20 protein-coding genes and 1 riboswitch are annotated in these 23,439 nt (G+C 63.2%); of the genes, 6 read left to right on the top strand and 14 right to left on the bottom strand.

Features of this window, described 5'->3' with window-relative positions:
* Window positions 1-26 precede the first annotated feature (26 nt).
* The gene (thiC, locus tag ABE528_RS26540; RefSeq protein WP_152958567.1) at window positions 27-1,907 is read right to left on the bottom strand and encodes a phosphomethylpyrimidine synthase ThiC; all 1,881 of its coding nucleotides are present in this window, start codon (window positions 1,905-1,907) and stop codon (window positions 27-29) included.
* Window positions 1,908-2,062: 155 nt separating this feature from the next.
* Window positions 2,063-2,169, bottom strand: a riboswitch (TPP riboswitch).
* A gap of 161 nt (window positions 2,170-2,330) precedes the next feature.
* Here thiC and ABE528_RS26545 point away from each other — a divergent pair.
* On the top strand, window positions 2,331-3,764 hold the full coding sequence (locus ABE528_RS26545; RefSeq protein WP_152958569.1) for a TolC family outer membrane protein: 1,434 nt from the start codon (window positions 2,331-2,333) through the stop codon (window positions 3,762-3,764).
* A gap of 52 nt (window positions 3,765-3,816) precedes the next feature.
* On the opposite strand, the gene waaA is transcribed toward ABE528_RS26545, so the two are convergent.
* Both waaA and ABE528_RS26555 read right to left on the bottom strand, forming a co-directional pair.
* The gene (waaA, locus tag ABE528_RS26550) at window positions 3,817-5,088 is read right to left on the bottom strand and encodes a lipid IV(A) 3-deoxy-D-manno-octulosonic acid transferase (RefSeq protein ID WP_152958571.1); all 1,272 of its coding nucleotides are present in this window, start codon (window positions 5,086-5,088) and stop codon (window positions 3,817-3,819) included.
* A gap of 11 nt (window positions 5,089-5,099) precedes the next feature.
* Entirely contained in the window at window positions 5,100-5,990 is an 891-nt protein-coding gene (locus tag ABE528_RS26555; protein ID WP_346654545.1) for a LysR family transcriptional regulator, read from the bottom strand.
* Window positions 5,991-6,077: 87 nt separating this feature from the next.
* Here ABE528_RS26555 and ABE528_RS26560 point away from each other — a divergent pair, with 87 nt between their 5' ends.
* The 4 genes from ABE528_RS26560 to ABE528_RS26575 are packed head-to-tail and all read left to right on the top strand — an operon-like array spanning window position 6,078 to window position 9,465.
* Window positions 6,078-6,410 carry a multidrug efflux SMR transporter gene (locus ABE528_RS26560; RefSeq protein ID WP_152958574.1) on the top strand — a complete coding sequence of 111 codons (333 nt, stop codon included), beginning with the start codon at window positions 6,078-6,080 and terminating at the stop codon, window positions 6,408-6,410.
* 46 nt (window positions 6,411-6,456) lie between these two features.
* Window positions 6,457-7,632 (top strand): FAD-dependent oxidoreductase, encoded by a 1,176-nt coding sequence (locus ABE528_RS26565; RefSeq protein WP_346654546.1) that lies wholly within the window; start codon window positions 6,457-6,459, stop codon window positions 7,630-7,632.
* Complete coding sequence (locus tag ABE528_RS26570) at window positions 7,629-8,441, top strand: aldo/keto reductase (protein ID WP_152958578.1); 813 nt, start codon at window positions 7,629-7,631, stop codon at window positions 8,439-8,441. Before ABE528_RS26565 ends, ABE528_RS26570 begins: the two co-directional genes overlap by 4 nt.
* Window positions 8,442-8,496: 55 nt before the next feature.
* Window positions 8,497-9,465, top strand: coding sequence for a metal ABC transporter ATPase (locus ABE528_RS26575; protein WP_346654547.1), 969 nt, complete (start codon window positions 8,497-8,499; stop codon window positions 9,463-9,465).
* Between the two features lie 33 nt (window positions 9,466-9,498).
* On the opposite strand, the gene hldE is transcribed toward ABE528_RS26575, so the two are convergent.
* From hldE to ABE528_RS26595, 4 genes are all read right to left on the bottom strand, one after another.
* Window positions 9,499-10,920 carry a bifunctional D-glycero-beta-D-manno-heptose-7-phosphate kinase/D-glycero-beta-D-manno-heptose 1-phosphate adenylyltransferase HldE gene (gene hldE / locus ABE528_RS26580; protein WP_346654548.1) on the bottom strand — a complete coding sequence of 474 codons (1,422 nt, stop codon included), beginning with the start codon at window positions 10,918-10,920 and terminating at the stop codon, window positions 9,499-9,501.
* A 129-nt stretch (window positions 10,921-11,049) separates the two neighbouring features.
* Window positions 11,050-12,858, bottom strand: a complete 1,809-nt coding sequence (gene msbA / locus ABE528_RS26585; protein ID WP_346654549.1) for a lipid A export permease/ATP-binding protein MsbA — start codon at window positions 12,856-12,858, stop codon at window positions 11,050-11,052.
* A 15-nt stretch (window positions 12,859-12,873) separates the two neighbouring features.
* Complete coding sequence (locus ABE528_RS26590) at window positions 12,874-13,977, bottom strand: O-antigen ligase family protein (protein ID WP_346654553.1); 1,104 nt, start codon at window positions 13,975-13,977, stop codon at window positions 12,874-12,876.
* Complete coding sequence (locus ABE528_RS26595; protein ID WP_256669411.1) at window positions 13,880-14,110, bottom strand: hypothetical protein; 231 nt, start codon at window positions 14,108-14,110, stop codon at window positions 13,880-13,882. Before ABE528_RS26595 ends, ABE528_RS26590 begins: the two co-directional genes overlap by 98 nt.
* A gap of 43 nt (window positions 14,111-14,153) precedes the next feature.
* On the opposite strand from ABE528_RS26595, the gene ABE528_RS26600 reads away from it, so the two are divergent.
* Window positions 14,154-14,759 carry a toluene tolerance protein gene (locus ABE528_RS26600; protein ID WP_152958586.1) on the top strand — a complete coding sequence of 202 codons (606 nt, stop codon included), beginning with the start codon at window positions 14,154-14,156 and terminating at the stop codon, window positions 14,757-14,759.
* 2 nt (window positions 14,760-14,761) lie between these two features.
* On the opposite strand, the gene ABE528_RS26605 is transcribed toward ABE528_RS26600, so the two are convergent.
* From ABE528_RS26605 to rlmJ, 7 genes are all read right to left on the bottom strand, one after another.
* Entirely contained in the window at window positions 14,762-15,853 is a 1,092-nt protein-coding gene (locus ABE528_RS26605) for a glycosyltransferase (protein WP_346654550.1), read from the bottom strand.
* 265 nt (window positions 15,854-16,118) lie between these two features.
* Window positions 16,119-17,075 carry a glycosyltransferase gene (locus tag ABE528_RS26610; RefSeq protein WP_346654551.1) on the bottom strand — a complete coding sequence of 319 codons (957 nt, stop codon included), beginning with the start codon at window positions 17,073-17,075 and terminating at the stop codon, window positions 16,119-16,121.
* A 37-nt stretch (window positions 17,076-17,112) separates the two neighbouring features.
* Entirely contained in the window at window positions 17,113-18,516 is a 1,404-nt protein-coding gene (locus tag ABE528_RS26615; protein ID WP_346654554.1) for a PIG-L family deacetylase, read from the bottom strand.
* Complete coding sequence (locus ABE528_RS26620; protein WP_152958593.1) at window positions 18,513-19,409, bottom strand: antimicrobial resistance protein Mig-14; 897 nt, start codon at window positions 19,407-19,409, stop codon at window positions 18,513-18,515. The genes ABE528_RS26615 and ABE528_RS26620 overlap by 4 nt, the downstream gene beginning before the upstream one ends.
* Entirely contained in the window at window positions 19,409-20,539 is a 1,131-nt protein-coding gene (locus ABE528_RS26625; RefSeq protein WP_346654552.1) for a glycosyltransferase, read from the bottom strand. The genes ABE528_RS26620 and ABE528_RS26625 overlap by 1 nt, the downstream gene beginning before the upstream one ends.
* Window positions 20,523-22,280 (bottom strand): carbamoyltransferase, encoded by a 1,758-nt coding sequence (locus ABE528_RS26630; protein WP_152958596.1) that lies wholly within the window; start codon window positions 22,278-22,280, stop codon window positions 20,523-20,525. Before ABE528_RS26630 ends, ABE528_RS26625 begins: the two co-directional genes overlap by 17 nt.
* Window positions 22,281-22,422: 142 nt before the next feature.
* Entirely contained in the window at window positions 22,423-23,259 is an 837-nt protein-coding gene (rlmJ, locus tag ABE528_RS26635; protein WP_152958598.1) for a 23S rRNA (adenine(2030)-N(6))-methyltransferase RlmJ, read from the bottom strand.
* Between the last annotated feature and the right edge of the window lie 180 nt (window positions 23,260-23,439).

The raw sequence follows: 23,439 nt of genomic DNA on the forward strand, positions 1-23,439 counted from the left end.
CCTCGCGCACCGCCCTGTTGTTGTAATTACACCTTGTGGTACAGCTGGCTGCCTTCCTGGCGGAACCGCTCGGCCTGCTCGCGCATGCCTTGCTCGACCGTCACGTCCACGGCCTCGATCTTGGCCGCGTATTCACGCACTTCCTGGGTGATCTTCATCGAGCAGAACTTCGGCCCGCACATCGAGCAGAAGTGCGCGACCTTGGCCGATTCCTTCGGCAGGGTCTCGTCGTGGAAGGCACGCGCGGTGTCCGGGTCCAGGCCCAGGTTGAACTGGTCTTCCCAGCGGAATTCGAAACGTGCCTTGGACAAGGCGTTGTCACGAATCTGCGCGCCCGGATGGCCCTTGGCAAGGTCGGCAGCATGGGCGGCAATCTTGTAAGTGATGATGCCGGTCTTGACGTCATCCTTGTTCGGCAGCCCCAGGTGTTCCTTGGGCGTGACGTAGCAGAGCATGGCGCAACCGAACCAGCCGATCATCGCCGCACCAATGCCCGAGGTGATGTGGTCGTAACCTGGGGCGATGTCGGTGGTCAGCGGGCCGAGGGTGTAGAACGGCGCTTCGTCGCAGCATTCCAGCTGCTTGTCCATGTTCTCCTTGATCAGCTGCATCGGCACGTGGCCAGGGCCTTCGATCATGCACTGCACATCATGCTTCCAGGCGATCTTGGTCAGCTCGCCGAGGGTTTCCAGCTCACCGAACTGGGCGGCGTCGTTGGCGTCGGCGATCGAGCCTGGGCGCAGGCCGTCGCCCAGCGAGAAGCTGACGTCGTAGGCCTTCATGATTTCGCAGATCTCGTCGAAGTGCGTGTACAGGAAGTTCTCTTTGTGATGCGCCAGGCACCATTTGGCCATGATCGAGCCACCGCGGCTGACGATACCGGTGACCCGCTTGGCGGTCAGCGGCACGTAGCGCAGCAGTACACCCGCGTGGATGGTGAAGTAGTCCACGCCCTGCTCGGCCTGTTCGATCAGGGTGTCGCGGAACAGCTCCCAGGTCAGGTCCTCGGCCACGCCGTTGACCTTCTCCAGGGCCTGGTAGATCGGCACGGTACCGATCGGCACCGGCGAGTTGCGGATGATCCACTCGCGGGTTTCGTGGATGTGCTTGCCGGTGGACAGGTCCATGACGGTGTCCGAACCCCAGCGGATGCCCCAGGTCAGCTTGGCTACTTCTTCCTCGATCGAGGAGCCCAGGGCACTGTTGCCGATGTTGCCGTTGATCTTCACCAGGAAGTTGCGGCCAATGATCATTGGCTCCACTTCCGGGTGGTTGATGTTGGCCGGGATGATCGCGCGGCCACGGGCGATTTCCTGACGGACGAATTCCGGGGTGATTTCTTTCGGGATGTTGGCACCGAAGCTGTGACCGGCATGCTGCTCGTTGAGCAGGCCGGCGGCGCGTGCTTCCTGCAACTTCATGTTCTCGCGGATGGCCACGTATTCCATCTCGGCCGTGATGATGCCCTGGCGGGCGTAATGCATCTGCGAGACGTTGGCGCCAGCCTTGGCACGGCGCGGGTTGCGCACGTGGGCGAAGCGCAGCTTGGCCAGTTCGGCATCGTTCAGGCGCTGCTGGCCGAAGTCGGAGCTCAGGCCGTCCAGGCGCTCGGTGTCACCGCGTGCGTCGATCCAGGCCGAACGTACGTCGGCCAGGCCCTTGCGCACATCGATGATGACGTTGGGGTCGGTGTACGGGCCGGAGGTGTCATAGACCAGCACCGGCGCATTGCTTTCGCCGCCGAAGTCGGTCGGGGTGTCGTCCAGGCTGATTTCGCGCATGGGCACGCGGATGTCCGGGCGCGAGCCTTCGACATAGACTTTGCGCGAACGCGGGAACGGTTGCACGGACTGCTGATCGACTTGCGCCGATTCGCTGAGGTTGATCGTTTTTTCTTGTTTGGTCATCACAGGCTCTCCAGACGGCTTCCTAGCAGGGGAATGTCGGGGTGAACCTGAAAGGCGTGGACGCACCCTGTGACGGGTGCAGTGCCGGATATGGGGGTGCCTGGAGCTGCATGCAGCTGCGACATTCCCGGACCTGGCACAAGAGGCTCCCCGGGAAGGCGAGCAATCTTGTTCCCTACGCAGGCGCTAACCTGATCAGGTTCAACGGGATCCGCACCTCTGCGATCTCAGCCTTTGCTTCAAGGCACCCCGACAAGAACATGCGCAGTCTAGACTGGAGTGGTCGGCAAAGCCAAGCGGGTAAAACGCAGGGGAGATGAAAGGCGCAGCCTATGATTGTTGGCAGATGCGCATGGCACTACACTGGCCCGTCGCTCGATACTCAACAGTTCAGTAATTAAATTTCGTACAAGGATTGCCTTTATGCTGCGCAAACTTTCACTGGCGATAGCCGTGTCTTGTGCGTCCAACGGAGTGGTCTGGGCAGCGGATATGCCCACGACGGTGAAGACCGATCTGGTCAGTGTTTACCAGGAAGCGGTCGACAACAACGCCGATCTTGCTGCCGCCCGTGCCGATTATGGCGCCCAGAAAGAAGTGGTGCCGCAGGCCCGCGCCGGCCTGCTGCCAAACCTCTCGGCCGGTGCCGAGATGATGAATACCCGCACCAAGATCGACCAGCCTTCAGCCACCACCAACCGCAGCGGCAATACCTGGAGCGCGACCCTCGCGCAACCGATCTTCCGCGCTGATCGCTGGTTCCAGCTGCAGGCTGCCGAAGCGGTCAACGAGCAGGCGGCGCTGCAACTGTCGGCTACCGAGCAGAACCTGATCCTGCAGACTGCGCAGGATTACTTCTCCGTGCTGCGCGCCCAGGACAACCTGGCGGCGACCAAGGCTGAAGAAGCAGCCTTCAAGCGCCAGCTGGACCAGTCCAACGAACGGTTCGACGTTGGCCTGTCCGACAAGACCGACGTGCTGCAATCCCAGGCCAGCTACGATACCGCCCGGGCCAACCGGATCATCGCCGAACGCCAGGTGCAGGATGCCTTCGAGGCCCTGGTCACCCTGACCAACCGCGAGTACAGCTCGATTCAGGGTGTCGTCCACACGCTACCGGTGAAGGTGCCGACACCCAACGACGCCAAGGCCTGGGTGGAAACCGCCGGCCGCCAGAACCTCAACCTGCTGGCCACCAACCACGCCGTTGCCGCCGCCGAAGAAACCCTGCGCCAGCGCAAGGCCGGCCACGCGCCGACCCTCGATGCGGTGGCCAAGTACGAAAAAGGTGACAACGACAGCCTGGGCTTCACCAACCCGTCGCCGTTCGGCCAGCGCTACAGTGGTGATGTGGAGCAGACCAGCGTCGGCCTGCAGTTGAACATCCCGATCTACAGCGGTGGCCTCACCAGCTCGCAGGTACGCGAGGCCTACCAGCGCCTGAGCCAGAGCGAACAGCAACGGGAAAGCCTGCGCCGCCAGGTGGTGGAAAACACCCGCAACCTACACCGCGCGGTGAACACCGATGTGGAGCAGGTGCAGGCGCGCAAGCAGTCGATCATCTCCAACCAGAGCGCCCTGGAAGCCACCGAGATCGGCTACCAGGTCGGTACCCGCAACATCGTCGACGTGCTCGACGCCCAGCGCCAGCTGTACACCTCGGTGCGCGACTACAACAACAGCCGCTATGACTACATTCTCGACAACCTGAGCCTGAAGCAGGCGGCAGGGACCTTGAGCCCGCAGGATCTGCAGGACCTCAAGCAATACCTGAAACCGGACTACAACCCGGACAAGGACTTCCTGCCACCGGACCTGGCGGCCGCTGCTGCCAAGAACTTCGAGCGCAGGCCTTGAGACCGGTGTTGGCTTCTTCGCTGGTGAACCCGCGAAGAAGCCAACACAAGCGTCAGCCAAGCAGCTTGCCCAGCCCATCCAGCAAGCGCTGCAAGGCGCCCTGGTTGGCCCGCATCACCGCCCTGCCCGCCTCGCCCATGCGCTGTGCATCCTGAGGCAGCTCGATCAATCGACGCACCGCCTCGGCCAGCCCTTCGGCATCATCAACCTGCTGCAACGCCCCTGCCTCGCGCAACATCGCGCTGATTTCAAGGAAATTGAACACATGCGGCCCCATGAGCACCGGCAATGCCAGTGCCGCAGGTTCCAATGGGTTATGACCGCCCGTGGCCACCAGGCTGCCGCCGACAAAGGCGATGTCGGCCAGGGCATAGAGGAACAGCAACTCACCCATGGTGTCGCCAAGCAACACCTGTGTCCGGGCATCCACCGGCGTGCCGGCAGAGCGGCGTACGGTGGCGAACTGCCCGGCGCACAAGGCCTGCACGGCATCAAACCGCTCAGGGTGGCGCGGCACCAGGATCAGCAGCGCATCACCATGTACCTGCAGCAACTGCCGGTGCGCCTGCAGGATCAAGGCATCCTCACCCTCGTGAGTACTGGCAGCGATCCATACTGGACGCTGGTCGGCGCCCCACTGTTCGCGCAATGCCCTGGCACGGGGCTGCAAGTGCTCGTCGAGCTTCAGGTCGAACTTGATCGAGCCGGTCACCTGGACGCACTCGGGGCGAGCGCCCAGATCACGGAAACGCCGGGCCTCGGTTTCGGTCTGCACGGCGATCAGGCTCATCTCACCCAGCATCGGCCGGGTCAGCTTGGCAAAGCGCCCATAGCCACGGGCTGAACGCTCGGACAATCGGGCGTTGGCCAAGGCCACCGGGATACCGCGCCTGGCGCACTGATGGATATGGTTTGGCCACAGTTCGGTTTCCATGATGATGCCCAGCTTGGGCTTCACATGGTCGAGAAAGCGCCCCGCCGCCCACGGCAGGTCATAGGGCAGGTAACAATGCTGGATGCGCGGCTCATCGGCGAACATCGCGCGAATGCGCTCGGAGCCGGTCGGGGTCATGCAGGTGAGCGTGATCGGCAGGTCCGGATAGGCCTTGAGCAGCGCACGCACCATCGGTGCGGCGGCAATGCTTTCACCGACCGACACCGCATGCACCCAGATCCCGCCCTGGCGCATGGCCGGCAGGTTGCGGGCGAAGCGCTCGCCGATGCGCTGGCCATAGGCCGGTGCCTTGCGTGCGCGCAGATACAGGCGCAGCGCAACCAGCGGCAGGCCCAGGTGAAACAGCAAGGTATAGAGTGTTCTGTTCATGGCCGCGGAGTTTACCCGATCGCGCGCAGGTGCACTGCAAAGCGCTCGGCCAACCATTGCGCAGCCGGGCCCAGTGGTTCATCGCGGCGCCAGGCCAGTTCTGCCACCAGTGCGGGCGGGCGCCATTCACTGTCGAGCTCGACCATGTGCGCCTGGTAGGTCGGGTATTGCACCACATGCCGCGGCAGCCAGGCCCAGCCCAGGCCCCGCATCAGCAGCTCGGCCATGGCGTAGAAGCTGTCGGCACGCCAGACCTGCGGGCTGATCGCCTCGCCGCCGGGGTAGCCACTTTGCTGCGGGGTGATCAGCAATTGCCGGTGGCGGGCCAGCTGCTGGCGGGTGACCTGGCCTTCGCGAGAAAGTGGATGACCAACCGCACATACCGTCACCATTTCCACGCTGCCCAACGCTCGGCGCTCCAGTGATGCCGGGATGCTTTCGTGGTGGAAGAACAGCCCCAGGTCGGCGCGTCGCTCGGCCAGCTTGCGCGCTACATCGCCCTGGGCGCCGCTGGCCAGTTGCACCTCCAGGTAAGGGTAACGGCTAGCCAGTTCGTCGAGGCTGTCGATCACTGGCTGATAAGGCATCGCCTCGTCCTGCGCCACCCGCAACAAGGCTTCCTGGCCACGCATCAAGGCCAGGGCACGGCCATCCAGGCGTTCGCACTGGCGCAAGAGTTCGCGGGCATCTTCGAGCAACGCCGTGCCATTTTCAGTCAGTTTCGGCTGGCGCCCGCTGCTGCGCTCGAACAACGTGACACCGAGGTCGGCTTCGAGCAGGGCGATGGCATTGCTGACGGCCGACTGTGCCTTGCGCTGTTCGCGGGCCACTGCGGAAAACGAGCGCAATTCGGCAACACGCAGAAAGGTGCGCAGTTGTTCCAGGTTCCATTGCTCGGCCATCAACCTATCTCCCATATGGATAGGTAATGACTTTACCGCATCTGGGTAATCTCTAGAATGCCCAGCCAGTCACCGGAGGATCCAGCAATGAACGCCTATACCTATCTCGCCATCGCCATCTGCGCCGAAGTCATCGCCACTGCCTCCATGAAGGCGGTGAAGGGGCTGAGCACGCCGTTGCCGTTGCTGCTGATGGTGGTCGGCTACGGGATCGCGTTCTGGATGCTGACCCTGGTGGTGCGCAGCATTCCAGTGGGCATCGCCTATGCGATCTGGTCGGGCCTTGGCATCGTGCTGATCAGCGTGGCGGCGCTGGTGATCTATGGGCAGAAGCTGGATGTACCGGCAATGCTGGGCATGGCGATGATCGTGGGTGGCGTGGTTGTGATTCAGCTGTTTTCCAACACTGCCGGGCACTAAGGCAGCCTGTATACTTGCCAGCTGTCCCAGTCTTCGAGGTACCGCCATGCCAACCGCCATTTCCACTGACGTACTGATCGTCGGCGCCGGGGTCGCAGGCCTCTGGCTCAATGCCCGCCTGCGTCGCCTGGGTTACTCGACAGTGCTGGTGGAGCGCGCCAGCCTCGGTGGCGAGCAGACCATCAAGTCCCAGGGCATCATCCATGGCGGTACCAAGTACGCCCTGCATGGCGCCCTGACCGGTGCCTCGGAAGCCATCGCCGACATGCCGCGACGCTGGCGCGAAGCGATCGCAGGCAACGGCGAACTGGACCTGACCAGCACCCGCCTGCTTTCCGATGCCCATTACCTGTGGTCGCCAGGCACCCTGGCCGGCAACCTGACCAGCTTCTTCGCCAGCAAGGCGGTACGTGGCCGGGTCGATCAGGTAAAGGGCGAGCAATTGCCACCGGCCCTGCAGGACCGTGCCTTCAAGGGCAAGGTCTACCGCCTCGCAGAGTTGGTGATCGATGTGCCCAGCCTGCTGGCGAACCTGGCTGAACTGGCCGGTGACAGCCTGCTCGCTGGCGAACAGATCGAACCGCTGCGCGAGGGCGACGAACTGCTCGGCTTGCGCGTCGACGGCCGTGAAATCCGCGCCCAGCGCATCGTGCTCAGCGCCGGCGCTGGCACCGAAGACCTGCTGCATGCCCTGGGCCTGAAGCAACCTGCCATGCAGACCCGCCCGTTGCACATGGTCCTGGCCAAAGGGCCAAACCTCAAGCCGCTTTATGCGCACTGCCTGGGCGGTGGGCCGAAGCCGCGCGTGACCGTCACCACCCACCCGGCGGCCGATGGCCAGTGGGTCTGGTACCTCGGCGGCGACCTGGCCGAAGCCGATGGCGTAGCCCGCGAGCCAGCCGCGCAAATCGCTGCAGCACAGAAGGAAATTGCCAGCCTGCTGCCTTGGGTCGACCAGAACCAGGTGCGCTGGGCGACCCTGCGCGTCGATCGCGCCGAGCCCGCGCAGTCCGGCCTGGTGCGCCCCGACAACGCCTTCCTCGCCGAACAGCAGCGCCTGCTGGTGGGCTGGCCGACCAAACTGGCACTGGCGCCGGACTTCACTGACCGTGTACTGGCCAGCCTGGACCGCGATGGCGTACGCCCGACAGCGCAGGCCGACCTTTCCGGCCTGCCACGCCCGGTTCTGGGTGTACCGGCCTGGGAGCAACTGCTGCCATGACCTTGCCAACCTTGCATGGCTTGCACCGCCCCCTGGGCAGCACCGGTTTCAAGGTTTCGCCACTGGGCCTGGGCACGGTCAAGCTGGGCCGCGACCAGGGCGTCAAATACCCCAATGGCTTCACCATCCCCGGCGATGACGAAGCCCGAATGCTGCTGGCCCAGGCCCGCGAGCTGGGTATCAACCTGATCGACACCGCCCCGGCCTATGGCCGCAGTGAAGAGCGCCTGGGGCCGCTGCTGCGCGGCCAGCGCGATGAATGGGTGATCGTCAGCAAGGTGGGTGAGGAGTTCGAAGACGGCCAGTCCAGCTTCGACTTCAGCGCCGCCCACACCCGCCGCTCGGTGGAGCGCAGCCTGCGCCGCCTGGAAACTGACCGCATCGAACTGGTGCTGGTGCACTCCGACGGCAATGACCTGGCAATCCTTGAACAGGAGGAGGTCTACCAGACCCTGGCCGCGCTCAAGCAGGAAGGCAAGATTCTCGGCTATGGCCTTTCAGGCAAGACCGTCGCCGGTGGCCTGAAGGCGCTGGAGCAAGGCGATTGCGCCATGGTCACCTACAACCTCAACGAGCAGGCAGAACGCCCGGTGCTGGACTACGCTGCCGAACACGGCAAGGCCATTCTGGTGAAGAAGGCCTTGGCCAGCGGGCACATCTGCCTTGCCCCGGGGGTCGATCCGGTGCAAGCCAGCTTCGAGCTGCTGTTTGCCCACCCAGGCGTGAGCAGTGCTATCGTCGGCACCATCAATCCGTTGCACCTGGCCCACAACGTGGCCACCGTCGCCCGCATCCTGGGCCAGCATTGAGTTGTCACCCACCCAAGCTGGGCCTGGAGACTGACCCGACGCAAGGAGGAGCCTCGTGGCGCGTACGCTGATCCGCAAGAACCCGAGCAACTTCAAGACACTGCCGCTGCATGTCGAAGCCACCCCCGAAGGCCTGGTCTACCAGAGCATCGGCATGCCCCTGAACTTCGCCCAGACCCAGCAACGGCGGCGCGCCATCCAGCTTGCCGACAAGCAGCGCTTCGTGGTCGAGCTGGCCAACCTGGGTGTTTCCGTTCGCCTGACCCTGCATTGGCAGCACCGTGATTACTGGGTGCTGGTAAGGCAGCGCCGCCAGGACCGCGGCGATGTGGTCTTGAAACTGATTTCCGGCTATGTCCCCGCCCAGGAGCTCAACCTGCCGCTGCACACCGCCGTCCAGGAGGTCGCTGAAGAATGCCTGCTGGAGACCCCGGAAGGCTGGCTGAGCGGGCGCTTCAACGATACCTGGCTGCCAGCTCCTTATGCCGCCGCACTGCATTACCGCGAAGCATTGCCCTTTGTGCTGACGCCGGAGTCAGGGGCTGCCCGCCCGGTGCACTGTGGCAACCTGATGTTGCTGGAACGGCCACGGGCTTATGTGCACTTGCCGACGGCTTCGCTGCAGTTGATCTACGACATGCGCCTGCAGGTGCCGAGGGAGACCAAGAAACTCAGCCTGTTCCATGTCGATGAGCGCCTGGAAGGCGACCAACTGGTGGCGCGGCTCAACCGCAAGCGGCCGGACCTGTACCTGATGCCGGTGCAGGATGGGCAGCCGTTGGCGGAGCTCTACACGTTGAAGAAGGATGAATTGGTGCCGGCGAGTACCCGGGGCCTGTACCTGGCCGAGAGCTTTGCCCGCCAGGAAGGCTGGGTGGTGGCAGATGAGCGGATTCGCTGGAAGGACTGGGTGAAACAGCAGGGGCTGGTGGAGCGCAAGGTGCCGCCGGCTTCGCATTTGCAGCGCTTGGGCGACAAGGCACGGGCGCTACTGGAACGGGCCCGAACTTCACTTCATAAATAGCAGCTGGGGCTGCTTTGCAGCCCCAGCAATCGATCAGTTCTTGCGAATCTTCTCGACGATGGCCGTGGTCGAGCTGTTTTCGACCAGCCCCAGCACTTTTACGGTGCCGCCATAGCCCTTGACGATATCGGCACCTACCACCTGGTCAATGCCATAGTCCCCGCCCTTGACCAGCACGTCTGGCTTGACCTGGCTCAGCAGGTTTTCCGGGGTGCCTTCTGGGAAACTGATCACCCAGTCCACCGCGCCCAGGCCAGCCAGTACGGCCATGCGCCGGTCAACGCTATTGATCGGACGGCCCGGGCCCTTCAGGCGGCTGACCGACGCATCGTCGTTGACTGCGACAATCAGGCGATCGCCCTGTGCACGCGCCTGCTCCAGGTAAGTGACATGCCCGGCATGCAGGATATCGAAACAGCCGTTGGTGAAGACGATCTTCTCTTTGTGCGCCCGCGCATCGTCGATGGCCAGCAGCAGTTGCTCCAACCCCAGCACGCCACGCTCGGAGCCTTCTTCACGCTGGATCGCCCGGCGCAGTTCCGGGGCACTGATTGCGGCAGTACCCAGCTTGCCGACCACGATGCCCGCCGCCAGGTTGGCCAGGGCCACCGCGTGAGGCAGGTCTTCGCCGGCGGCAATGGCCGCTGCCAGCGTCGAGATCACGGTATCACCGGCACCGGTCACATCGAACACTTCGCGAGCCCGTGCAGGCAGGTGCAGCGCCGGCTGACCGGTGCGCAGCAGGGTCATGCCATGCTCGCCACGGGTCACCAGCAGCGCACCAAGGTCCAGGTCCTGCAGCAATTGCAGGCCTTTGGCGACCAGTTCTGCCTCATCGGCGCAGCGGCCGACGATGGTCTCGAACTCGCTCAGGTTCGGCGTGATCAGGCTGGCGCCACGATAGATCGAAAAATCCTTGCCCTTGGGATCGGCCAGCACTGGAATGCCCTTGGCACGTGCGGCCTGGATCAGGCTCTGGTGGTTCTTCAGCGCGCCCTTGCCATAGTCGGACAGGACCAGGACCTTGACGCCTTCGAGCAAGGTGTCGACTTCCGCCCCCAGCGACAGCGGGTCGGTGGCGAACGGCTGTTCGAAATCGATGCGCAGCAATTGCTGGTGACGGCTCATGACCCGCAGCTTGACGATGGTCGGCTGGTGCGCGATGCGCTGGAATACCGAACGCACACCTGCGGCCTGCAGGCTGTTGGCCAGGCTGTCGGCGGCCTCGTCCTGGCCGGTGACGCCGATCAGCGAGGCTGGTGCGCCAAGGGCGGCGATGTTCAAGGCAACGTTGGCCGCGCCGCCGGGGCGATCCTCGATCTGATCGACCTTGACCACCGGCACTGGCGCTTCAGGCGAGATACGCGAGGTACCGCCATGCCAGTAGCGGTCGAGCATGACATCGCCGACCACCAGTACCGGGGCTTGATCGAAACGCGGCATGGACAACTTCATGGGCAACCCATATGGAAATAATGAACAGGGGCAGGATATTAGCACAGGGTAGGCGACGGCTTTACGGCCAGATACACCCTGGAACATTCCCGTGACAATCGGGGCCGATACGGCCCCGATCAAGGCGGGTCAGGTGATATCGGCCTTGGCCGGCTCATCCAGGCCCATGGCATGCAAGCGGGCATAATGGCCATTGGCCGCGAGCAGTTCGGCATGCGTACCGCGCTCGACCAGACGGCCCTGGTCCATCACCAGGATCAGGTCGGCCTTCTCGATGGTCGACAGACGGTGGGCGATCACCAGCGTGGTACGGCCCTCCATGACGTGATCCAGGGCCGCCTGAATATGCCGCTCGGACTCGGTATCCAGCGCCGACGTGGCTTCGTCGAGGATCAGCAGTGGGGCATTCTTCAGCAACGCCCGGGCAATCGCCAGGCGCTGGCGCTGGCCACCGGAGAGCAGCACGCCGTTTTCACCGACTTCGGTATCGAAGCCTTTTGGCAGGCGGTCGACAAATTCCTTGGCATAGGCATCTGCGGCTGCCGCTTCGATATCGGCACGCGGGGCGCCAGCCAGGTCACCATAGGCGATGTTGTTGGCCACCGTGTCGTTGAACAGGGTGACATGCTGGGTCACCTGGGAAACATGGCGACGCAGGTTGCGCAGGCGATAGTTCTCGATCTCCACGCCATCGAGCAGGATCTGCCCCTGGTCGTGGTGGTAGAAGCGCGGGATCAACGCTGCCAGGGTCGACTTGCCGCTGCCCGAACGCCCGACCAAAGCAATCATCTGCCCAGGCTCGGCGACGAAGTTGATGTCGCTCAGCACCTCGCGCTCGGTGCCAGGGTAGGTGAAGCTCAGGTTACGCACTTCGAGGCGGCCTTCCACACGTTCCTTCTCGACGGTACCGGTATCGATCTCCGGCTGCTCGTCCAGCTGCTCGAAGATGCTCTCGGCACCGGCCAGGCCCTTCTGGATGGTCGAACTGACTTCCGACAGCTGGCGGATCGGCTTGGGCAACAGGCCCGCCGCCGTGATGTAGGCCACCAGGTCACCGGCGGTGGATTCACCGCGCAGGAACAGCACCAGGAACATCAACGCCGCCATGGCGGTGTAGATCACCAGCTGCAGCAGCGGCGTGTACAGCGAGCCGGTCTTGGTCATGTGCAGCTGCTTGTCGGTGTTGCTCTGGCTGGCATTGCCGAAGCGCTGCTGCTCGTAGGCTTCACCGCCAAAGCTGCGGACCACGCGGTAACCCTGGATGGTCTCGGAGGCGACATGCGTCACATCGCCCATGGCGGACTGGATCTTCTTGCTCTGCTTGCGGAATTTCTTGCTGGCAATGCTGACCATCACCGCAATTACCGGCAGGATGGCGACCATCACCAGGGTCAGGTGCCAGTTCATCCACAGCAGGTAGCCGAACAGGAACACCACCGTCAGGCCTTCACGGATAACGACCTTGATCGCATCGGTGGCAGCACCGGTGACCATGGTCACGTTGAAGGTGATCCGCGAAATCAGGTGGCCTGAGTTGTGGTTGTCGAAGTAGCGGTTGGGCAGCACCAGCAGCTTGTTGAACAGCTCGACGCGCAGGTCATGCACCAGGCACAGGGAAACCTTGGCCAGGAAATAGTTGCCCAGAAACGAGCCCAGGCCCTGCCACGCTGCGATCAGGATGATCAGCAGCGGCACCGCCTGCAGCAACTGCAGGTCGCGCAGGTAGGGGACAGTGGGGAACAACACCGCTTCGGGGTTGCTCAGCCCGTCGACGAAATACTTGAGTATCCCGGCCAGCATGGGCTGGGTCGAAGCAAAGATCACGAAACCGACAATGCTCAGCAGGAAAATGCCGACATAGGGTTTCACATAGCTCAGCAGCCGGAAGTAGATCTTCAGGCTGGAGGTGTGCTCCGCCGGTCGCGGTGTTTCGGCCATCATCGAGCTCGCTGTTCAGGTTGAACCGCAAATTTTACCACAGGCATCATTTTCGGCACGCATCCATGGCAACAACATGACCAGGCCGACCGGCAGCCAGCTGACGAACCACTCTGCCCGGGGCGTTGCAGTGAGGCTGGCGGCATCGAACTGCATGGCCATGGTCGAGTAGATCCACAGGCAGAGCAGAATCTTGCCAAAGACCGTGTCGCGCGCTCGAACGATCTCTCCAAGCGCGAACAGCCACACGGCAATCCACAGCAGCATCCCAGGCACCCCGAACTCAACCGCAACATGGGTGAACATGTTGTGGGTGTGATCGAACTGCAGGCCCGCAGCTTCAACCTTGTAATGGCCACCCAGCCCCAGGCCGCCCCATGGGTGCTCGCCGATCATGTGCAGCGCCGAGCGGAAAATTTCGGGACGGAATGACGAGCCGCGCGCGGCGATGAGATCATAGACGGCGTAAAAGGCCAACCCGGTGCTCACCACGGCGAACAGCGCCATGAGCTGGCTGTGCCTGTCACGGAACCACAGGGGGGCCATGATCACAGGAATGACCAGCGCCACTGCCGCACCACGGCTCTGGCTCAAGGCGACGAATGCGCCCAGGCAGGCCAGTGCCAGCAGCCACCCCAGGCGCAAGGCACGCTGTTTTGGCAGATCGTAGAGCAGCAGCAGAGCAGCTACGCCGACAACATAGGCACCCAGGATCGGGTGCGAGATTTCGCCGATACCTTCCAGGCGCGTAATCAGCGGCATCGCCAAAACACCGTAGAATCTGACAATCGAGACCAGCGCAGCAATCGCCAGCAAGCCAGCACCGATCCGCAACAACAGGCGAATGCGGGACGGGCCCATTTGCCCTATCAGCGGGAACGCCAGCAAGAAAAGCAGAATGTAGATCAGCCGCTTGCTTTCACGCGCGACTTCTTCATTGCTTGACCAGGCCAGGCTCAATGCCCCCCAGAGCAGGAACAGCACCAGCGCTCCCCACAGTGCGGGCTGACGCTGCCAGGCTTCAAGCAGAATGCGTCGCGCCGACCACGCCATCAACAAGGCTGGCAACCACATGAACAGGATCATGCCTTGCTGATACAACTTGTTGCTGGGCGCCAAGGCAATGGCTGCCAGGAACCAGATCAATCCCAATGATAACCAGGCCTTGGCCCAGTTTTTCTGATACAACATCCCTTCTCCCCGGTAACGCGAAATGACACCAGACATGGTGCAACAGCTTTATTTTCGGCATTATTGCCAGTCATTTTTGCTTGCCAGACGACAAGGCCCTATACATGCAGTGCTCCCGCCTCTCCCAGGTCGACTTCGATCAGATGACACTTGGTGCCCAGGTGCTAGAGGCAGATAGCCATGGCGCCAAAGTCTACCTGCTTGAAGATGGAAACTTCCTTAAGATTTTTCGCAGGAAACGTCTGATTTCATCCGCATTGTTGCGACCATACTCACAACGTTTCGTTGACAATGCTGCTCGACTCAAGCAATTCGGCATCCCCACTCTTGAAGTGATCAGCCAGCACAAACTCGATGTACCAGGCAGGACAGCAGTGCTGTATCGCCCGCTGCCAGGGCGCACACTGTTGCAGCTATCGCGTGATGCAGGGTTTAGCTGGGCCAACTACCTGCCCCGGCTGATCGAACTGATCCGTCAACTGCACAGCAACGGCGTGTACTTCCGGTCGCTGCATCTGGGCAATGTCGTGGTAACGCCTGACCAGCGCCTCGGCCTGATCGATGTGGCAGACATGCGCTTCCTGCGCCCGCCACTGTCCGCGCGAATGATCAGGCGCAATGTGCAACACATGGTGCGTTACATTGAGCGGGAGAACTTGGGAGACCAATTCCCTCTCGCCGACTTCGAGGCAGCTCTGCTGGCCCGCTGAGGTCAACCACGCAGCAGCTTCTGCGCCCCGTCACAGAACGCCTGCCATGCCGCCTCGGGTGCCAGCGCCTCGCGCTGACGAGCGGCCATGGCCTGAGCGCTGGGGGCATCGCAGCGTTCGATTGCCTGGGACCAGGCCTCGACGCCGCCAACCGGCAGGTAGCAGCCCGCCTCCCGCAACTGCTCACGAAACACTGGCAGATCGCTGCAGATCACCGGCAGATCCGCCATTACGGCCTCTTGCACCACAAGGCCCAGGCCCTCCGCACGCGACGGCACCAGCAGCCAGTCAAACGCCCGGTAGAGTTGTTGCAATTCATCGTGGTGGCCACACAACATCACCCGCCCGGCCAGATCCAGAGCGTCAATTTGCGCCTGCAAGCTGGCGCGCAGAGGGCCATCACCGACAATCGCCAGGCGCATGTCCGGTCGGCTGGCTGCCCCCTTGGCGAATGCCTCGATGAGCATCTCGAGGCCTTTGCTTTCTACCAGCCGCCCCACCGCTCCGAGCACCTGACCTGAGGCTTGGGGCAACGCCAGCACTTGGCGAGCCTGCTCACGGCTGAGCAGCGGCCTGGCAAAGGCCTGCGGGTCGAATGCCATGCGTAGCGCTTGCACAGGACGACCAATATCCTGCTCCAGCGAGCGCGCCAAGGTTTGCGAAACGGCTGCGATGCTAAGTCGCTCAGAGGGCAACTGGTTCAACAAGCGCACATCGCTGGCATTCAGCCGGGTACTGCCATGGAACAGCACTTTGACCCGCACTCCCGGGATTTGCTGCAACACCGGCAGCACCAAACGTGCGACCCCGACGCCGTCGAGCAGGATCACATCAGCCTGGGCTTGTTGCAGCGCCCTGCGCAGACGCAGGCGCTGCCAAGGCAGCAACAGACGCCAAAGGCTTTTACCCTTCAGCACACGCTGCGGTATGTGCCACACGCGGGTGGGGCCGCGGCTATGACACAGCTTACCGCCGAGCAACAACCAGTTACTGATGGTGGCATCGGCCCCCGCGTGCGACAGCACTTGTTGGTGGACCTTGTGGATGGACATGTACGGCGAACCGCCTGCCCACATCATGTTGACAATATTCATGGGGATAGCGCCCCTCTCCCGTGCAAGCCAGGTGGGACTGCAACTTCATTTAACAAGAATCGGATTTCCCATGCAGATAAGGGCGCCCATAACCAGCGTCAATGCCGGTCTCACCCGACATGGCGTCGGGAAAGCGCCCCCTCTCCAGCATAGGCTGGAAATGCTGGACAGCACTGCTGTCCCTTAGACGACCTTGGCAACTCGGGTTAGTGCCCGTAATCACCATGAAACCTTCAGCGAACGCTGTCATCGGACATGCTGATGATCAGAAGCCGAGCTTAAGCCGCAAGCGCTGCCAGGCAGACAGCGGCGGCTGAGGCCTGAGTGCCGGGCGCATATGCTCGACGATGCTCCGCCCCACTGCAGCGAAACTGAAACGCGACACTGCCAGCTCGCGACCATTTTCGGCAATCTGCTGCGCCAGCGCAGGGTTTTCACGCAAGGTGCGCAACTTGGCCTGTAGCGTCGGAATGTTGTCATAGAACACGACGTTGACCATGTCCTGCAGCCCCAGTGCACGATTTTCTGCCTCGCCCTGGTCGTATGCCAGCAGCACACAGCCACAGGCCATGGCTTCAAAATTCTTGATCATGTACTCGCCCATGCCGACATCGGCACTGACGAAAAAGCGAATGCGATTGAGGGTGTTGCAGTAGTCTTCACCCGACTTGGTGCGGGTCACCACCAGGTTCTCGACCTGCCCCAACTCGTCCAGCAGTGCCTTGCGCCCGCTGTAGGCAACACTGTTGGTGCTGCCAACGAACGCCAGTTCGATATCGCGCTCGCGGCCCTGGTCGGCCAGCAGTTGTTCGTCATAGCCCTTGGGCACGAAGACCGCGTCGAAGCCCTCCTGGCGCAGGCGCTCGCTGACCATGTAGCCAGAGCTGATTACCCGCGCCCACGGCAGCTTGCGGTAATGCGCGCTGAACTTGCCGGTGTACTTGCAAGGGATGTAGTTCTGGTAGGCGTCATGCTCAAGAATGACCAGGTTCGGCACCGTGCGGATGAAGGCGGCCTGGCGGATCTCTTGCTTGAAGCGCAGGAAGAAGACGATGCGGTCATAGCGCTCGACCTGCACTTCACGCTTGAAGTAGCGGCGCAGGTTGCGCTGGTCTTCGCTGGTCAGCCAGCGCAGGTCGCATTCGCAGTTGGCCGCGACGCCGTCGTACAGGCGATCGAGGATCGCGCGCTGTTCCTTCTGTACCAGAAATAGGACTTTCATTGCTTTCCTTGGGCGCTCTGCGCCATCGCGGTCGGGTTTACAGCTCACGCCGCCAGAACAATTCATGCCGGCGCACGGCCTTGCGGAAAAACTCATTCTCTCCGTAAGGCGACGGCCGGCGCCCCGCCAGCCAGCGCTGCAGCAAGCGACGCAGGCGGCGCTTGAACGGTGCAGGGGGCTGCAAGTCGTGCATCATGCCCAAGGCCATGGCCTTGTCCCGCTGGGTAGCGACATCCAGCAGCAGGGTGCATGGCGCCCAGGCCTGCTCTGCGCTCAGTTGCGGCGGCAAGGCCACACCATCGCCGCTGTCGCCCATGGGCCAGCGGTCGTTGTCATGCAGGTGGTTGGCGTAGCACAGCAGCGTCTGCGGCTGCCAGGCCAGGCCTTGCAGAGCCTCCATGACCGCCGCCTGGGCGCAGATATGGTCAGGGTGTGGGTCAAGTTGCGGATGCGGCATGACCAGCACTTCAGGCTTGGCCATTTCCAGCAGGGCCCGCAAATCGGCCAGCAGGTTTTGCCAGGTTGGCGCACCATCGCGGTCCGCCGGCAGCGGGAACGGGTTGAACTGGCGGAACGGGCGGATATCGGCCATGTCCGCTTCGCGGGAGGCAGCAGGCTGGTCAGGGGCGAGCTGCATGGCGGGCAGCTGCAGGCAGAAATACCCCAACTGCATGCAGCGTGACTCCGGTACGCCGGCCCAGCGCGGTACGGCGATGCTGTCCCAGGCGCGCAGGCGTCCCTTCAAGCGGGCAGCCTCCGACTTGCCCAGGCCCATCTGCTGATAGTGCTCGGCCTCGATCTCACCCGCAGTCAGGGTCACCACCCAGGTCTCGTCCGCCTGACTGTACAAACCATAAGCGGCCAGCTCGGCATCATCGGCATGCGGCGCGATCACCATCACGCGACGACGCTGCAGCTCGACGCTGGGTGTTATCCACAGGCGCGGCTCACCCACCAGCCGGCAATGCCGCCCGCGCAGGTGCAGCGTGCCCGCTTGCAGCGGTGCCGCCAACCCGGTGAGGTTGAGGAAGCGCAGCCCATCGACACCGCGCTCGAAGGTCTGCTGATCGCGCAGCTCGTCGCCGAGCAGCTCGACCCGCGGATCGAGGAAGCGCCCAAGCCAGCCGCTTTTCACCCGCACTTCAAGCACCAGGGTCTCATCGCCCTGCAACGCCGCCTCCACCTTGAGCAGCCCGTCGCGCAGCACGACCGGCGCTTCGTGGCTCAGCTCGCCGAAGCGGTAGGCGTAATCCTCGCCAGGCGCATAGAACAGGTGGTCGGCGAACCAGGCTTCGTGAGCGGCCCAGAGCAACGGCAGCAGCAACAGCGGCAGCCACCACCAGGTGAATACACCCAGCGCCACCAGCACGACCAGGCTGGCAAGCAAGCCCAGGCGCTTGTTGCGCCGATGGCGCTTGAGCAACTGCTGCTTGCGGCTCACGCCTGGAATACCGGCACAGGGTTGCACCAACGGTCCTTGTACTCCCGGTCAGCACGGCCGAACGAGAAGCGCAGCGGTTTGTTGCGCGCCTTGGCATCGTCCCAGGCCGCCTGGGTATTGAGGAAGCTCAGCACGCTACCTGGGCTGAAGGCCTTGGTTTCCGGGTCGACACCGCCGTTGATGTATTCGACGCTGATCCACTCAGGCGCTTCGACGCGATACACCAGCTGGATGGCGATTGGCTTGTCGTCGAGCATCAGCACCGAGCCGATCAGCAGCTCGCGCAGGCGCTCCAGCACTTCGGCCATGCGCTCGGCACCGGTGGCCGGGAAGCCCCAGCGGCGCTGGAACAGGTCGCAGTACATGGCGGCGATCTGCTGCGCACTGAAATCGCTGATCGGGCGCACCACGCCGCCCGCTTCTTCCAGCAGGCGCAATTCGCGGCGCTGGTTGTAGCGGAACTTCTTCGACAGGTCTTCATGGGCGCGGGCCATGGCCAGTTGCTCCTTCTGCACCTTGAGGCCGCTGAAGCGGCCCTGGTTCAGCTCGGACAGGTAGCGTGCGCCATGGCGCAACGGCGCGCCGGCATCAGCCGTGGCCGGCAGGATGATCTCGGCATTGCCAAGGTCGAACAGGGCCTTCTTGCCGGCACGCTTGAGCACGTCCTTGGACAACGCCAGATGACGCCCCCAGGTCGGGATGGCAGCTTTCAGCTCTCCCGCCCGGTACCAGCCCAGGTAACGCACCGGAATCTGCGCCAGATCCGCCAGTTGCTCGACCACCAACGGGTGCGTCGCGACGCTGCCGCCGAAACGCGCCCACGCCTCGGCGTAGGCAGGCGCATCAATGGCCTGCCAACCGCGCTCGCGGAAGGCCTGGATATGATTGAGCATCAAGCCTTCCCCACCAGCGCACGAACCTGTGGCAACTGCCAGAACGCCTCGCGCACGGCCTGGTCGGAGAAACGCTCGTGCAGGCGCTGCAGCATATGCGCGGCGCAGGCTTCACGCTGCTGCTCATTCAGCGCAGCCATGTGCTTGAGACCCTGTGCCAGTTGCCCGGCATCGGCCAGCGGGAACAGCACACCAACACCTTCGACCACCTCTCGCGCACCGCCGCACGCCGTGGCCAGCAGCGGCACGCCAGCGACCATGGCTTCGAGCAGGACCATGCCGAACGGCTCATGGTCGGAGCTCAGGGCGAACACATCGAAAGCCTGGAAGTAGCGACGCGCATCCGGCACCTGGCCGAGGAAGTCCACCTGCGCGGCAATACCCAGCTCGGCAGCCTGTGCCTTGAGCTTGGCCTCCAGGCGGCCCTTGCCAAGGATTGCCAGGCGTGCACCGGCCGGCAGGCCCGGCAGCGCCTCGGCAAAGCCACGCAGCAAGGTTGCCTGATCCTTGTCGGGGTGCAGGCGGCCGACGTTGCCGACCACCCATGCCTGGGCATCCAGGCCCAACGCCTCGCGGGCTTCGGCACGGGGCACCAGGGCAGCTTGCAGGGCGTCGATGTCGATACGGTTGTACAACGTCTGGATACGCTCGGCCGGCCACTGCGGCAAGCAGCGGCGCATGTCGTCACGCACCGCATCCGACACACCCAGCAGGCTCAGGCGCTTGCTGAACAGGTTGGCGAACAGGCGCCGGCCCTTGCGCTCATAGTCGCCGAACGCATGGTGCACGCCGATCACCGGCAAGCCGGTGCCCAGCAGCGCAACATAGATTGGCTTGAAACGGTGCGCGATGCAGAAGCTGAAATTGCGCTCGGCCGCGATACGGCGAAGGGCACGAATGGCACCGAGCTTCAGGCCGCGCACAGCCTTGGAGCTGAATTCGAGAAACAGCACCTCGTCCGACGCGCAGCCAGCCGCAATCTGCGGGTCGGCGGCGCCGGTGAGGAACACGGTGGTGACCTTGTAGCCGCTGCCCTGGAACAGGCTGGCGTACTGACGGGCGCAATCGAGGAACGGCCCGTCATAGCCATGGCAGAACTGCAGGATCCGCGCTTCAGAGCGGCTGGTCATAGGCGGCGGCGCCGTCCTTCACGACCAGGATGTCTTCCATGATCAGGTACTGCAGGTCCGAACCGAAGAACATGTTCAGCGCGTCGGTCGGCGAGCAGATCATCGGCTCGCCACGGCGGTTCAGCGAGGTGTTCAGCGATACGCCGTTGCCGGTCAGGTCTTCCAGCGCCTTCATCATGTCGTAGTAGCGCGGGTTGTATTCACGCTTGAGCACCTGGGCACGCGAGGTGCCATCCTCGTGGACCACTTCCGGCACACGGGTCTTCCACTCTTCAGCCACTTCGAAGGTGAAGGTCATGAACGGCGCCGGGTGGTCGACCTTGATCATCTGCGGGGCGACGGTGTCGAGCATCGACGGGCAGAAAGGTCTCCAGCGTTCGCGGAACTTGATCTGCTCGTTGATGCGGTTGGCCACGCCCGGCACGCTCGGGCAGCCGATGATCGAACGCCCGCCCAGGGCACGTGGGCCGAATTCCATGCGGCCCTGGAACCAGGCTACCGGGTTGCCTTCGACCATGATCTTGGCGATACGCTGCGGCATGTCGTCGAGCTTGCGCCACTTCGGCGCGTTCGGGTGGCGGGCGCAGGCGGCGATCACGTCTTCGTTGGAGTAGGACGGGCCGAGGTAGACGTGCTCCATCTTCTCGACCGGCACGCCACGGGCGTGGGAAACGTAGGCAGCAGCGCCGACGGCGGTACCGGCGTCGCCGGAAGCCGGCTGGACGAACAGCTCCTTGACGTCAGGACGGGCGATGATCTTCTGGTTGAGCTTGACGTTCAGCGCGCAGCCGCCGGCGAAGGCCAGCTTGCCGGTTTCACGCAGGGTGTCGCCCAGGTAGTGGTCGATCATCTGCAGGGCGATCTTTTCGAACAACGCCTGCATGCTGGCCGCATAGTGGATGTACGGCTCGTCGGCGATGTCGCCTTCGCGCTTGGGGCCCAGCCATTCGATCAGCTTCGGCGAGAAGTAGAACCCCTTGCCCTTCTCTTTATAACGGCGCAGGCCGATGACGTTGGCGTACTCGGTGTTGATCACCAGTTCGCCGTTCTCGAAGCTGGCCAGGCGGGAGAAGTCGTACTTGCTGGCGTCGCCGTACGGCGCCATGCCCATGACCTTGAACTCGCCGTCGAGCATCTCGAAACCAAGGAACTCGGTGATTGCGCCGTACAGGCCACCCAGCGAGTCCGGATCGAAGAATTCCTTGATCTTGTGGATCTTGCCGTTTTCGCCGTAGCCGAAGAAGGTGGTGGCGTACTCACCCTTGCCGTCGATGCCGAGGATCGCGGTCTTTTCCTTGAAGCCCGAGCAGTGATAGGCGCTGGACGCGTGGGCCAGGTGGTGCTCGACCGGCTCGATCTTGACCTTCTTCGGGTCGAAGCCCAGCTGCTCCAGGCACCAGACAATCTTCTTGCGGTAGCGCTTGTAGCGACGGTTGCCCATCAGGATGGCGTCGAGGGCGCGGTCCGGGGCGTACCAGTAGCGCTTGGCGTAGTGCCAGCGGGCCTTGCCGAACAGGCTGATCGGGGCGAACGGGATGGCCACCACGTCAACGTCGGACGGCTTGATGCCGGCTTGTTCCAGGCAGAATTTCGCCGACTCGTAGGGCATGCGGTTCTTCGCATGCTTGTCACGCACGAAGCGCTCTTCTTCGGCGGCGGCAATCAGTTTGCCGTCGATGTACAGGGCCGCGGAAGGGTCATGGCTAAGGGCGCCGGACAGGCCAAGAATCGTCAATGCCAAGGGATTAGCCTCTTCATTCGGTAGAGATGCGCCAGCGGCCTCATGGGCGGGTGGCGGCTAAAGGGCGAGATTATAACGCAAACATATGCGCAACGCGGCAACCTGTACTGGCCGGCGATGAGGCCAGTACAGGCAAGCAGAATTATTCGGCGATCAGCCAGTCCATGCGGAAGCTGCCGGCAGTCTGTGCCAGCTCCTTGGCCAGCCAAGGCAGCAGCTCGCGCAGCTCTTCTTCCAGCCCCCAAGGCGGGTTGGCGATAGCCAGGCCAGAACCGTTGAGACCCTGCGGGCTATCCTGATGGTGCACATACAGCTCGACCCGCAGCAGCTTTGGCGCACCGGTGCTGGTCAGGTCCTGGTAAAAGCGGGTCAGCGAGCGCTGGTCCTTGATCGGGTACCAGATGGCCGCGACGGTCTGGCGCATGCGGCCGATCGCCTCTTTCATCGAGGTGGTGCAGCGCTTGAGCTCGTCTGCCTGCTCGAACGGCGGGTCGATCAGCATGATCGCGCGCTTTTCCTGCACGGGCAGCAAGGCACGCGGCACATGCCAGCCTTCGCCCAGGTGCACGACCACACGCGGGTCCTTCTTCATGTTCTCTCTGAGCAGCGGCCCGTCTTCCGGGTGCTTCTCGTTGAGCAGGGCACGATCCTGCTGGCGCATCAGGCGACGAGCCAGCTCGGGTGAACCCGGGTAGTAGCGCAGCTCACCATCGGCATTCAGACGTTTGATGATACGCAGGTAGTCGGCGGCCATGGCCGGCACGTCATCGCGGTTCCACAGGCGGGCGACGCCTTCCAGGTACTCGCCGGTGCGGGTCGCCTGATCGCCTTGCAGGTCGTACAGACCGAGGCCGGCATGGGTGTCGATGTAGGCGAACGGCTGCTCCTTGCGCGACATCAGGGCGATGAGGCGGGTCAGCACGATATGCTTGAGGACGTCGGCGTGGTTGCCGGCGTGGAAGGCGTGACGATAATTCATGGCAACTCCTGCGGGGGTGGCAAGTTTACCTCGTAAGGCGGGTGCAGTCAGGTATGTCGGTGGTTTTCACGGGACTGTCAGATTTTTTGTGTGCGGGCCGGTAACGGCCTGCCGTTAGGCAGGCCCTGATTTTCACCAGGTCGGCCTGATGAACCGATCTCCGTACAGAACCGCAAATTG

The organism is Pseudomonas sp. TWI628 (assembly GCF_039673865.1).
Taxonomy (GTDB): Bacteria; Pseudomonadota; Gammaproteobacteria; order Pseudomonadales; family Pseudomonadaceae; genus Aquipseudomonas.